At 61.4% G+C, this 12,485-nt stretch carries 10 protein-coding genes and 1 pseudogene; 4 read left to right on the top strand and 7 right to left on the bottom strand.

Annotated elements, in window-relative coordinates:
* Positions 1–5: 5 nt before the first annotated feature.
* The 3 genes and pseudogenes from NKJ06_RS03580 to NKJ06_RS03570 all read left to right on the top strand — a co-directional run.
* A complete protein-coding gene (locus NKJ06_RS03580; protein ID WP_352511169.1) occupies positions 6–947 on the top strand; it encodes a DMT family transporter in 942 nt (313 codons plus the stop codon).
* A gap of 594 nt (positions 948–1,541) precedes the next feature.
* Positions 1,542–4,406: a phospholipase D-like domain-containing protein gene (locus NKJ06_RS03575; protein WP_352511170.1), complete on the top strand. Its 2,865-nt coding sequence runs from the start codon at positions 1,542–1,544 to the stop codon at positions 4,404–4,406.
* Positions 4,407–4,692: 286 nt separating this feature from the next.
* Positions 4,693–5,579, top strand: a pseudogene (locus NKJ06_RS03570) (transposase); the annotation flags it as partial.
* 189 nt (positions 5,580–5,768) lie between these two features.
* On the opposite strand, the gene NKJ06_RS03565 reads toward NKJ06_RS03570, so the two are convergent.
* The 7 genes from NKJ06_RS03565 to NKJ06_RS03535 form a co-directional block, all read right to left on the bottom strand.
* On the bottom strand, positions 5,769–6,533 hold the full coding sequence (locus tag NKJ06_RS03565) for an ABC transporter ATP-binding protein (protein WP_352511172.1): 765 nt from the start codon (positions 6,531–6,533) through the stop codon (positions 5,769–5,771).
* Positions 6,534–6,558: 25 nt separating this feature from the next.
* Positions 6,559–7,557 (bottom strand): ABC transporter substrate-binding protein, encoded by a 999-nt coding sequence (locus NKJ06_RS03560; protein WP_352511174.1) that lies wholly within the window; start codon positions 7,555–7,557, stop codon positions 6,559–6,561.
* Between the two features lie 35 nt (positions 7,558–7,592).
* Complete coding sequence (locus NKJ06_RS03555; RefSeq protein ID WP_352511176.1) at positions 7,593–8,441, bottom strand: ABC transporter permease; 849 nt, start codon at positions 8,439–8,441, stop codon at positions 7,593–7,595.
* Positions 8,442–8,465: 24 nt separating this feature from the next.
* The gene (locus tag NKJ06_RS03550; RefSeq protein WP_352511178.1) at positions 8,466–9,830 is read right to left on the bottom strand and encodes an LLM class flavin-dependent oxidoreductase; all 1,365 of its coding nucleotides are present in this window, start codon (positions 9,828–9,830) and stop codon (positions 8,466–8,468) included.
* A gap of 34 nt (positions 9,831–9,864) precedes the next feature.
* The gene (gene msuE / locus NKJ06_RS03545; protein ID WP_352809118.1) at positions 9,865–10,422 is read right to left on the bottom strand and encodes an FMN reductase; all 558 of its coding nucleotides are present in this window, start codon (positions 10,420–10,422) and stop codon (positions 9,865–9,867) included.
* A 374-nt stretch (positions 10,423–10,796) separates the two neighbouring features.
* Positions 10,797–11,138, bottom strand: coding sequence for a hypothetical protein (locus NKJ06_RS03540; protein WP_352809116.1), 342 nt, complete (start codon positions 11,136–11,138; stop codon positions 10,797–10,799).
* Positions 11,110–11,796, bottom strand: a complete 687-nt coding sequence (locus tag NKJ06_RS03535; protein WP_352809115.1) for a hypothetical protein — start codon at positions 11,794–11,796, stop codon at positions 11,110–11,112. The genes NKJ06_RS03540 and NKJ06_RS03535 overlap by 29 nt, the downstream gene beginning before the upstream one ends.
* Positions 11,797–11,800: 4 nt before the next feature.
* On the opposite strand from NKJ06_RS03535, the gene NKJ06_RS03530 reads away from it, so the two are divergent.
* On the top strand, positions 11,801–12,403 hold the full coding sequence (locus NKJ06_RS03530) for a hypothetical protein (protein ID WP_352809114.1): 603 nt from the start codon (positions 11,801–11,803) through the stop codon (positions 12,401–12,403).
* Positions 12,404–12,485 lie beyond the last annotated feature (82 nt).

Genomic DNA, 12,485 nt, shown 5'->3' with positions numbered 1-12,485 from the left:
ATCCTGTGACGACAAATCAGGCTGTCGCAAAGGAGGATCAGGTAGGGCTTGCCATCATGGCGATGGTCTTCACCGACCTCACGCTCTCAATCGCCGATGCTATCATCAAGGTGACGATTTCCGATATGCCGTTATTGCAGTTCATCTTTCTGCGATGCGGCATCACGGTTCCTCTCGTGGTTCTGATCCTCAGGCTGCGCTACCCGCAGGTCCCGCTACGCCCGGTTTTTCCTGCCTGGGCGATCCTGCGAAGCAGTCTGCTCCTGGTCAGCCTGCTGCTCTACTATGCCTCGCTGCCACGGCTCGACTTCTCTACGGCCGCTGCCGTCTATTATACGATCCCGCTCTTCACAACCCTGTTCGCTGCGGCCTGGCTCAGGGAGCCCGTCGGTGTTCAGGGCTGGACCGGGGTCGGGATCGGTTTTGGGGGCGTGCTTCTCATGCTCAAGCCACAAACCGGGGATCTGAACATCTTTGCCTTGCTGCCGCTGACATCGGCGATGCTCTACGCTCTCGGGGTGGTAGTCACTCGCACGAAGAGCCGCGGCGAGCATCCCCTGGTCCTAGCCCTGACATTCAATCTGATTGCTGTTGGCCTCGGTGGTGCCGTCACCTGCGTAGCCGGGTTCGGCGGCACGGCCGAAGCTTTAGACGCTACCGGAAGCCGTTTCCTCGGTGAGTGGATCGCGATGGGCTGGTTCCAATGGGGATTGGTCATGCTTTTGAGCTTGACCATGCTGATCGGCAGCGTCGGAACGGCATTCGCCTATCAGCTCGGGCCGCCTTCGGTCATCTCAACCTGGGATTTCTCATATCTGGCCTTTGCGGTTTTGTGGGGCGTGGTCCTGTTCTCCGAACGCTTGGATGCGGCATCGATATTGGGCATCGCGCTTATTGCTTTGGCAGGCATCATATCAACCCGCCGCCGTCCAGCCCTTCTGTGTTAGGTTATCCTATGAGACGGCGTTTGCCCTGTTGGTAGAGGCATACCGACGCGACGGCAGATCCTACGCGACGAGGTCATGAAGACCGTCGCCTTCAATGAGCACGCTGGAGCGGTCGCGGCTCCCGACGAGGTGATCTGGCGGTTCGTCGACACAACGGCCAGCTGGCGACTTACGGTCACGTGCACGTTCCTGACGCTTGAAACCCGGAGTTACCTCTCCCGCGCCGATTTCGTGGGGCGCTTTGATAAAGTGGTCAGCAGGGCGACTAAAGCCTCGACATCCCGCAAGGTAGCGCGTTCCCACGCGCATTACGTGGGTAGGCCTTACGGTCTCTTCTAGTCCGTTGTAGACGTATGCTGTAGTGGGCCGGGTCTGACGGGCCTCTCAACGTTTAGACTTTGGGTGAAGCACGCAAAGCGGCTGGTATTGATCTAAAACTTCAGATATCGTCTGCATTGGTTTTATGTAGGATAGCAACAAATGTTTTCCTATAGAATACTGATCGTAATATACGCCGACTAACATAGCTTCAGTCGCATACTCCTCGTTACATTTGCCAGGATATCACCGTAAGATTTTGGTGGAGCGTACAAAATGACAGTCGCTGACTCGCAACGCCTGCGCACCATAGCGAAGCAAATCGCCGACGCGAGCTCGCCGGAAGTCCTGGCCAATATCGGCGAAGTGCAGAGACACGCGGAGAATTCTGTATGGGTGGCCGATGCCACCAAGGCGATGAACGCTCGCTATGGCCGCGTGTCGCAGGCCGCGCCGCAGCCGATCGATGAGGGTGTGGAGCCGGCTGGCGGCGGGGCGCCCCATCCTCCAGGCCTACCACCGCCCAGCGGGGCGGGTGGCGCACCAATGCGGCCTCCGCCGCCGATCACCAATGACGAAACCATCGTATTCGCCGTGGGCACGCCGGTCTTCCTCGTCCAGAATAACACCATCGACATCGACAGCGCCCGCGCCGAGGCGACGGCTTGGCGACAGATTCTGACAACCAACGCGCCGCTGCTCAATCGCAGCATGGCTTCGATCGGTCGCGTCGACGTGAGCAATTTCGACAACCCGTTTGTTGGCACGGCCTGGGTTATCGACGACGGTCTGGTGGTCACCAACCGGCATGTTGCCAACCTCTTTGCGGAAACTAGCGGGGCAGGCTTCACCTTCAAACTCGGCTTCGACGCGCGCACGCCGATCGGCGCCGACATCGACTTCCTCCAGGAATACGGGAACACAGTTTCCGATCCTGTGGCAGTTGAGCGCGTCGTCTGGGTGGCACCGGAAAACCTACCCGACATCGCCTTTCTAAAGCTCGCGCAGAACTCGTCGTCCGTCGGTCGAGTGAAGCTGCAGCTTGCCAACGACCCGCCGCGGGCAAAGCTGCCCGTGGCCGTGGTTGGATATCCGGCAAGCGACATCCGGTTCTCGGATCAGCAGCTGGCTAACAAGATTTTCGGTGGCGTCTACGACAAGAAGCGGGTGGCGGTGGGCAACCTGCTCGGCGTCGGCGACGACAACATCACCCATTCTTGCTCGACGTTGGGCGGCAACTCCGGCTCCCCGGTCATAGACATTGGTACCGGGCAGGTGGTGGCGCTGCATTATCGTGGCATTGAATTCATTGAAAACGACGCGGTGCCAATTGACCAGCTCAAGCGCTGTCTTGCCCGCGCACGCGGCCTACTGGAAAACACTGGAGGATTTGTCATGGCCGACAACAGCAGCGGGGGAGGCAATCCAAGCTCTGGACGGGGTGGGATCACCTTCACCGTGCCGCTCAGGATTACAGTCGAGATCGACGGCGCTGCGTCGCCGATGTTTGCTGCGGCCTCGCCGATCGGCCCTACACTAGCTCCTGCCGCCGGTTCGGCCTCGACCACCGCGGCACCACCGCCGGGCAGCCCACCTCCCGACAGGGAAAAGACGCTCGCCGCCATACGCACCGCGCGCGCGCTTCTCGCAAACCGCGAAGATGTCGTTGCGGTCAAACCGGGCTATCGCTTCGAGAATGGCGAGATCACCGACCAGCGCGCGGTGGTGATCGCGGTCAAGCGCAAGATCGACCTCGGCGCACTTGAGTCCCGCGGGGTGATGCCGCTGCCCTCTTACATCGACGGCGTACGGACCGACGTTACGGTTGCCTCGACGGCTGATCTTACGGGATTCAGTGCCGGGGACGAGGCACCGCCGAGCTGGCATACCAGCTACAAGCCGCGGCCTGATCTGCCTCTCACGCGGCGCAAGACGTCGACAAAGTTCACATTACATACCGGACCCGACGCAAGCTGGCCCGTGCTGGGGCCGTTCCTTGCAGCAACGACGAAGTCACTGGTGGTGGCGATGTACGATTTTGGAGCCGTCAACGTGGTGAGCGGCGTTCTCGACGCGGTCAAGACCAAAGCGGAGACGATGTCTCTCGTGTTGCAGATGGGCGGCAAGGTACACGCAGGCGATTTCACCGATTACGAAGCCGTGGATAAGATTCGCGACGAAAAGGGTAGCAAATTCAACTTCGCTCCAGCGAGCGTGGGCAAGACGGGCATCTTCGATTCCGCCTACCATATCAAGGTTGCTGTGCGCGATCGCTCGGCAATGTGGCTGTCAAGCGGCAACTGGCAGAGCTCAAACCAGCCCGACGTAGCGCCGCTAACTAATCCGGGCGATGCGAACGCGCTAAGGCTATACAACCGTGAATGGCACGTGGTGCTTGAAGATAAGGAGCTAAGCCAGCTCTACGAAGCGCACATCCTGCGCGACCTCGAGGAGGCTAAGGGAGCGCCAGAATCGGTGATGGACGAGCCGCTGGTGTGGGTGCCGGCTGACCTGACGTTCGACACGCTCGAAGCGGCGGCGAAGCCGCGTTACTTCCAGCCGATGACGGACACGCGCGAGATCGATGTGCAGCCGATCCTTACGCCCGATAACTACATCGACGTAGTGCTGCCATTCGTCCGGTCGGCGAGACGCACGATCTTTTTTCAGAACCAGAGTTTCAGCACCAAGACCGTGGGCGACAACTACCGCGCACTGCTCGACGCCCTCTTGGCACAGCAGAAAGCAGGTCTCGACGTCCGCATCATCTTCCGTTCTTTCGGCTCGGAAGACCGCGATACGATCAGCAATGCCAAGGACTACGGCTTCGACACAGGCAAGGTCCGCAAGCAGAGGAACTGTCACACCAAAGGCATCGTAATCGACGGCGAAGCGGTACTTATCGGAAGCCACAATTGGACTACAGCCGGAACCGGGTTCAACCGCGACGCCAGCCTGATCTTCTACGATCGTGATATTGCCAAGTTCTACGAGGACATCTTCCTCTACGATTGGGACCGTATCGGACCGGCCAAGATCGACGAGTCGCTGCCAGCCCCTATGATCGTGACCGCGGCCAACGACACAACGCCACATCCCGGCTACGTCGCAGTGCCGCTTTCAGTCATCCTCGGGCGTTGACCAGCGGGCTATTCGAGACTTCGTCAGGGAAGCATTCCGACGACATCGGCCCGGCGACGGGCGGAAAAAGTACTGCATGCTTGCGGGATTTTCCGCTGTCATCTGGCTCGTTTCGCCGAGAAGATGCCCTGACCCAGCAGGTCCGGGCGCAGCGCGATGCGTTGGGCAGCGACCAGGCGGACGACGCCAGATGACCGCCTGCCCTAGCAGCCTGTCGGACTTGAGCGGAGGGCTCGGATGAGATTCAGTTTCATTGATTGATTCCTTCTCGATGAGCGGAGCAACGATGAACAATTTTCGCCAGGTCGACCGCCAGACGGGTTTTCTGCTGCCACCCTCGGTGGATGAATGGCTTCCGGAGCGGCATCTGGCGCGTTTCGTGGTGGAAGTGATCGAGCAGCTGGACTTGTCGGCGATGGTCAAGGCCTACACGGCTCGGGCTCGGCCTCCTATCACCCGAGCGTCCTGCTGGGGCTTTTGGTCTACGGCTACGCCACCGGGGTGTTCTCGAGCCGCAAGCTGGAGCGGGCGACCTACGATTCGGTGGCGTTCCGCTTCATTGCGGCCAACGATCATCCCGACCACGACACCATCGCCACTTTCCGGCGGCGCTTTCTTGCCGATATCGAGCAACTGTTTGTCGAGGTGCTGGCGCTGGCGCGGGAGGCCGGCATGCTCAAGCTGGGCACGGTGGCGTTGGACGGCACCAAGGTACACGCCAATACCAGCCGGCACAGCGCGCAGTCCTATGAGCTTGCGAGCAAGATCGAAGCGCAGTTGCGGGCCGAGGTTCAGGAACTGATGGCGTTGGCGGAGGCGGCTGATCAGGCGGACGTGCCGGACGGCATGTCGGTGCCCGAAGAACTGGCCCGGCGCGAACAGCGCCTGCAACGGATTGCCGCGGCCAAGGCGGCGATCGAGGCACGGACCAAGGAGCGGTTTTTGCGCGAGCAGGCCGAACATCAGGCCAAGCTGCAGGCGCGCGAGGAGAAGGCGAAGAAGACCGGACGCAAACCGGGTGGCAAGCCGCCGCAGCCGCCCACGGCGGGTCCGGGGCCGACGGACCAGGTCAATCTGACGGATGAGGATTCGCGCATCATGCCAGTGGCTGGCGGCGGCTTCGTGCAGGCCTACAATGTCCAGGCCGCAGTGGCGACGGGCAGCCTGCTGGTGGCCTCGAAAAGGTGAAAGGCGAGTGGAACCTGGTGGCCCTGGCCTGGAACATGAAGCGGATGTTCGCCCTCAGCCAAGCCTGAGCCAGCAGCCGCCCTCCCCGTTCCTCAAGAGAAGTCCTGAAACCATGAAATCTTCACGTTCCAATGTGTGCTCAGTCCACTTCGCATGCCCCAGCCCGACAGGCTGCTAGTGCAGGCCGAACTCGCGCAACAATTCCTCACGATAGCGCACGAACCTGGTTTCGCTGCGGTCGCGCGGACGTGGCAGGTCGACGTCGATCAACCGCGCCGCACCGCCTTTCTCCTTGGGCAGGATCAACACCCGGTCGGCAAGATAGATCGCCTCTTCCAGATCGTGGGTGACCATGACCATGGTGACGTTCTCCTCGCTCCAGATGCGAGCCAGTTCTTCTTGCATGCCGATCTTGGTCATGGCATCGAGAGCGCCTAGCGGCTCGTCGAGCAGCAGGATCTCGGGCTGCACCGTCAACGCCCGGGCAATGCCGACGCGCTGGGCCATGCCGCCGGAAAGCTGCCGAGGAAAGGCGTCGGCGAATTCGGCGAGACCGACGAGCGCGATGTAGAAGCGGGCCTTCTCCTCGGCGTCCGCCTTCGCGATGCCCCGCACCTCGAGACCGAAGGCCACATTGCCGAGTACGGTCAACCAGGGAAGCAGGCGCGGTTCCTGGAAGATCACCGCCCGTTCGGCGCCGACACCGTCGACCGGCTTGCCGTCGATCGCGACACGGCCACTGTCGGCGGCCTCCAGCCCGGCAAGGATGCGCAGCAGCGTGGTCTTGCCCGACCCGCTGGCGCCGACGATGACCAGGCATTCGCCGGAACGGACATCGAGGTTGAGCGTACGCAGAACGGCAAGCTGACGTCCGCCGAGTGTGAATGATTTCGACAAGTCGCGGATCGAGACCTCTCCACCGCCTTTGGTGCCAGTCATTTCAGTCCCCAGTCCATCTCAGCTGTCAGTTCGTCTTGGTTTCGCCGCGCCGATACAGAATGTCCGCGGCCTTCAGTTTGCCCTTGGTCAGGCGGCCGTCCCGCTCCAGTACGCTGACCCAGAAGTCGATGTCGCGATCGGTCGCCTGTGCCCCTTCGCGCAGACCAAAGCCGGTCCAGTAACGGGCCAGGTCGCCATTTTCGCCCCGCTTGTCGAGGATACTGGCGAGCACCTTGCGCGCTTCGTCCGGGTTCTGCCTCGACCAATCGGCGGCGCGGGCAGACTGTTCGACGAAGTGGCGGGCAGCTGCCGGGTTGGCGGCGATGAAGTCGCGCCGCAGCACGACGAAGCCGCCGGCGAGCTCGCCCAGCACGTCCGTATCGTTGAACACGCCGCGCACGCCGCCATTGGCGACCAGCGCGCCGGCGAAAGTTGCCTGCCAGTAGCCGAGCCCAGCAATATCCACCTGATGCGAGCGTAAGGTCTGCTCGAGCTGTGGACCAGGCACGACGACGAGGTTGGCGGCATCGGGCGACAGGCCAACGCTGTGCAGTGCTTCGCGCACCGTATAGTCGAGATGGGCGCCGAGCGTGTTGACCGAGATGGTCTTGCCGGCAATATCGGCGATCGATTTGATCGGGCTGTCCGCGAGCACGTAAAAGACGCTTTTCACGTCCTTGTTGATGCCGTTGCTCGGATAGGCAGCGACGAAGTCATTGCCGCCGGAGATCGAGTTGATCACAGCGGCCGTGGCTGCCGAACCGAGATCGACGCTGCCGGAGGAAAGTGCAAACAACGATTCCGGGCCGCCGGTGGCGTAGCCGACATTCTCCAGCTCGACACCGAGGTCCTTGTAGTAGCCGAGCTCGTCGGCGAGCTCATGCGGGGAGATGCTGCCGCGGCTGGCGAGGTAGCGGAATTTGACGGCTGTGGCTTGCGCAAAAGCGAAACGGGGCAGGCCGGCGGCGATGATGCCGGCGGCAACGGGGGCGCTTGCAAGCAGGGAACGGCGCGTGATTTTCATGATCCGGTCTTTCCTAGGATGAGAGGAGGGGCTGCTCAGTTGACAGGATTGCTCCAGCGGCACAGCCGCCGCTGCAGGATAACCAGAACCTGGTTGGCGATCAGGCCGAGGCTGGCGAGGATGACGATCGCCGCGAACATCAGCGGGATCTGGAAGTTGTACTGCGCGTTCATCACCTGAAAGCCGATACCTTTGTTGGCGCCGATCATTTCGGAGGCGATCAACAGCAGCAGCGCCGTGGTAGCGCTCAGCCTCAGCCCGACGAAGATCGACGGAACGGCGCCCGGAAGCACGACACGGCGGAACACGGTGAGGCGCGCAGCACCATAGACGCGGGCCATCTCGAGCAGCTTCGGATCGACTTCCTTGACGCCGCTGATGGTGTTGAGCAGCAGCGGAAACAGCGTCGCCCAGAAGATGACGAACACCTTGGAGGCCTCGCCCAGGCCGAGCAGCAGGATAAACACCGGGTAGAGTGCCAGCGCTGAGGTCTGCCGGAGAACCTGCAGGATCGGATCGAGCGCCGTTTCGACGGCCCGCACCTGGCCCATGATCAGGCCGAGCGGAATGGCGACGACGACCGCCGCCACGAAGGCTAGGCCAGCGCGTTGCAGGCTGATGGCGATGTCGCCGAGCAGGCTGCCGCCAGCGAGACCCTTCCAGAGCGCTACCAAGATCGTATCGATCGGCGGCAGCACTGCTGCGTTGACAAAGCCGCTGCTCGCCGCCACCTGCCAGAGCGCCAGGAAACCAAGAAGCAAGCCATAACGCGACAGGGTCCGCGCCGTGGACCGGGCGGCCGCACGCAAGGCCTCCGCGCCGAGGCCGTTACCGCCTTGATGGGAGCCTATGTCGACCGAGCGCTCGATGTGCTGCAAAGTCATCGTCTTGCCTTTCGCTTCAACGGGTCATTCGGCAGCCAGCACAGTCGAACGAGCGACCGTCCACGGGTTCTCCGGCCGCCTGAGGCCGAGGTTCTCGCGCAGCGTCCGGCCTTGGTAAGCCGTGCGGAACAGGCCGCGGCGCTGCAGCTCCGGAATCACCAAATCGACAAAATCGTCGAGCGCGCCCGGCAGCCACGGCGGCAGGATGTTGAAGCCGTCGGCCGCCTCATTGGTGAACCATTCTTCCAGTTGATCGGCCACCTGCGTGGCGCTGCCGATGACTGTGTAGTGGCCTCGCGCCGTCGCCACCCACTGGTAGAGCTGGCGGATCGTGAAGTTGTGCTCGTCGGCAATCTGGCGGATCAGCGCCTGACGGCTCTTCATGCCTTCCGTTTCCCTGCTCGGTGGCAGCGGTCCGTCGAGCGGATAGCCGGTGATGTCGAGCGTCTGGCCGGCCAGCGCGTTGAGCAAGGCGACGCCGTCCTCGGGCAGGATGAGACCGGTCAACTGCTCATATTTGGCGCGGGCTTCTTCCTCGGTACGGCCGACGAAGGGTGCCACGCCAGGCATGATCAGCACTTGGTCGGGATCGCGACCGACGCCCGCCACGCGCGCCTTGATGTCGCGGTAGAACTCTTGTGCCGTCTCGAGCTTTTGATGAGCGGTGAAGATCACCTCGGCCGAATGCGCGGCCAGCCCGCGCCCATCCTCGGACTGCCCGGCCTGCACCACCACCGGATGCCCCTGCACAGGGCGCGGCACGTTGAGCGGACCCTTGACGCTGAAATGCGCGCCCTTGTGATTGACGTCGTGCAGCTTGTCCTTGTCGTAGAAGCGGCCCGACTGCTTGTCGCGGATGAAGGCGTCGTCCTCCCAGCTGTCCCACAGCGCCTTGACGGTCTCGACATGTTCATGCGCCCGGGCATAGCGGTCGGCATGGTTGGGCTGGACATCGCGGTTGAAGTTCTGGGCGGTCTCGTCGCCGGCCGAGGTCACCACATTCCAGCCGGCACGGCCGTTGGACAACAGATCAAGCGACGCGAATTTGCGCGCCAGCGTATATGGCTCCTCATAGGTGGTTGACGCGGTGGCGATGAAGCCGAGATGCGTGGTGAGCGGCGCTAGGGCTGCAAACAGCGTCACTGGTTCGAAACCGGCGATCTTGGCATTGCCGCCCTCGCGGGCGCCGAGCCCGACCGTCAGATTGTCGGCGAGGAAATAAGCGTCGAACAGGCCGCGCTCGGCGGTCAAAGCAAGCTGCTTATGGAATTCGAAGCTCGTGGCGCCGTCGGCCGGCGCGTCGGGATGGCGCCAGGCGGCAATATGCTGTCCACCACCAGGCAGGAAGGCGCCAAGCTTGATCTTTCTGGATCTGCTGGAGCTGGTCATGGCTGAGTCCTCCGTTCAAACGGCTGCTTGGGCATCAGGCTGCAAGGCCGACGCCGTGGGTCGCGCCGACAACGCGGGAAACTTCGGCAACCGCCTGTCGCGCGCGGGCCTGGATGGCCTCCGACGCCGGCATGCCATTGGCGAAGTCCTTGTCGGAGGCGTAGATCGCCGTCGGCATGGTCAGCGCCTCGAAGAGGCCGAACAGCGGCCGCAGCTGATGCTCTACGATTAGCGAGTGCCGCTCTCCGCCGCCCGTTGCCGCGAGAATGACCGGCTTGCCGCGCAGCGAGGCCGGATCGAGCAGATCGAAGAAATGCTTGAAAAGCCCGGTATAGCTGCCCTTGAAGGTCGGCGTGCCGACCACCAGCACATCCGCGCCCAACACTTGTCCGATGATGCTGCGCGCGGTCAGGTCGAGATTGCCAATGCTCCGTGCGGCGGGGAGCGAGGGACCGAGGTCTTCAATGTCGAATACACCCGAAGTCGCCCCGATGTGGTCCGCCACCTCGCCGACTATATGACTGATGAACGCGTTGGTCTTCGACGGCCGCGTCAGATTGCCCGATATCCCCACGACCAGCTTTTTTGTCATTTCGGGCTCTCCTTCGATGCGCGCTTTCAATTAAGATTACCGATTTTGTAGAATTAAATGAGCGAGAAGATTTCAAAAGCAACCGGAAGGCGGGATTGAAATTGCGCCGCAACGCCGTTCATTGGTTCAGCGGATGCGGGCTTCGGGCCGTTTTGACTGCTCCGCAGCAGCGACATCTGCCTGAATGATGGAACCCGAAAACATTGTCCTTTCGGGACTTGCTCCATTCGAGAAATTCTACGATGCTTTTGGGAACAATTCGCGTAGCGGACACGACGACCGCAACAGTCGGTGCTGAGAAGGTAACTAGGCGAGCAGGCCGCACCTGCATTCTCGCTATTGTCCCTATGGGCTAGGCCGCGCCACCCGCTTCCCTAGCGACGTCGACCTTGCCATTGCGCCGCAAGGAGGTCCGCAGCTGATGCACCTGGTAACGTGTCGGGCGTAAACGGCACGTTGATATAGGCACGTCCGTCCGGCTCGGGTCGCGCGTGCACACCGCATTCCCTGAGCAGATCAAAGGCTGTCCGACCCAGAATGAGCATATCATCGTGGCTAGCCCAGCTTCCCCGGTTTTCCCATAGAGAGCGTAACTGTGACACGAGGGTGGTGACGGCAGAAACGAAAGCCGGGTCCTCCTTCGGGACCTCCAGCGCAACCTCGGGGAGTTCTTCCTCTGCCATGCCGTCAAGATGGCCAAACAGGTAGGAAGCCATGCGTAAAGGCTCCAAAACGACCGACTTCCTGAAAAACCCGCTCCACATCTCCGTGGGTCCGGTAAGATCTGATAGCATCGCGGGCCTTGATGCGCGCGTCCTGCAGGCGAACAGCGAGATTGTTCCGGAACCGCTGCTCCTCGTTCCTCGCAAATCGAGCAGATGCTCGGCATACGGCGTATTCACACCAAAAGGCTTGGGAGAATTGCTGCTCGTAAAGGCGCATGTAACTAGCTGGCGTCTGGTCCAGAAGGATACCGGGGAACTGCCGCTCACGGTCGGCATGTTCCGCCACATGTGCGCATTCGTGAGCGATGATCGCCAAAGCAACACGGAAATCCTCAGGCTCATGCTCCTCAAGTGCAAGGCAACATACGGGACCAGCTGAGAACACTAAATGCGTCTTCACGGCATCGCCGCGCTTGACCACGATGGATTTGCCGACTCCTACCAATCCCTCGTCATTGGTCCGCTCTTCAGGCCCAAGACCCTCGACGCCTCGATCGAGCTCCCGCAAGGCCTCGTCATAGTCCATCGCGATCGTAACACCGTCGATGGTGCTGATATCAATATAGCGCCCGACCTCATGGATAAGCGCCAACATTGCATGGGCCAATGCCTTCGCGGCTTCCTCGTTGTCGAAACCGCGGACGCTCACGGAGATGTTCGGGAGCGTTGAAGGGGTCTCGTCTTCTTCGGTTTCACAGATCGTATTTATGGCCGACCCCCAAGATGGCGCTGTGAAGCGGCATGTACTTACTCGCGCGCCCGAAATTAAGGGTGCCGTTGCAATTATTTTCATCTACCTCCAACTCGCATCGCTGGCGACTGAGCCTGCTGAAAGCCCTATCGCCTCCGGCTCCATTGACATCGGCGCGTCAGAGCGAACTTTGGAAGTGCCAAAGCTGGTGATGAAACGCTTCGGCTATCCGTCAATCCTGGAGCCGGACAAGCAAGACCTTGCCGTCGGCGAGCATATTGTCGTGTTCATGTGTCGAGACACGCGCGGATTGCAGTTCCGCACGCCAGGCGCCAACTTATGCTCACATGCGCGGGAGCATCCCGTTGTCGGTCGGCAAGCGCCCGCCGAGGAGATTTGCGTGCCTTCCGGGCGATGCAACTCCAGGTTAGGGAGGAATTGCAAGAAGCTCAAGACCGCGCCAGCAAATGTTTCCGGGCAGACTGCTCGCGTCAATTCCCATTCGCATAAAGGGGTAACGAGCAGAAGCCGCCTATGTCGGCCACATCCGGGAATTGATCGATAAGTACCTCCTTCGCTTCAGACTCGGATCGAATGATGCGGAGTTGGACCGGGTCAAGTCGATGCATTCAAACGGGTTTATGCTC

Origin of the sequence: Mesorhizobium sp. M0293 (assembly GCF_040321735.1) — a bacterium.
GTDB lineage: Bacteria > Pseudomonadota > Alphaproteobacteria > Rhizobiales > Rhizobiaceae > Mesorhizobium.
The sequence above is the reverse complement of the archived record's forward strand: the minus strand, read 5'-3'. Positions and strand labels throughout refer to the sequence as shown.

Bases quoted from the DNA above. Each gene is read 5' to 3' on its own strand.
- NKJ06_RS03575 (WP_352511170.1), top strand. From the start codon at position 1,542: ATGACAGTCGCTGACTCGCAACGCCTGCGCACCATAGCGAAGCAAATC.
- NKJ06_RS03565 (WP_352511172.1), bottom strand. From the start codon at position 6,533: ATGACTGGCACCAAAGGCGGTGGAGAGGTCTCGATCCGCGACTTGTCG.
- NKJ06_RS03560 (WP_352511174.1), bottom strand. From the start codon at position 7,557: ATGAAAATCACGCGCCGTTCCCTGCTTGCAAGCGCCCCCGTTGCCGCC.
- NKJ06_RS03555 (WP_352511176.1), bottom strand. From the start codon at position 8,441: ATGACTTTGCAGCACATCGAGCGCTCGGTCGACATAGGCTCCCATCAA.
- NKJ06_RS03550 (WP_352511178.1), bottom strand. From the start codon at position 9,830: ATGACCAGCTCCAGCAGATCCAGAAAGATCAAGCTTGGCGCCTTCCTG.
- msuE (WP_352809118.1), bottom strand. From the start codon at position 10,422: ATGACAAAAAAGCTGGTCGTGGGGATATCGGGCAATCTGACGCGGCCG.
- NKJ06_RS03540 (WP_352809116.1), bottom strand. From the start codon at position 11,138: ATGGCTTCCTACCTGTTTGGCCATCTTGACGGCATGGCAGAGGAAGAA.
- NKJ06_RS03530 (WP_352809114.1), top strand. From the start codon at position 11,801: ATGTTCGGGAGCGTTGAAGGGGTCTCGTCTTCTTCGGTTTCACAGATC.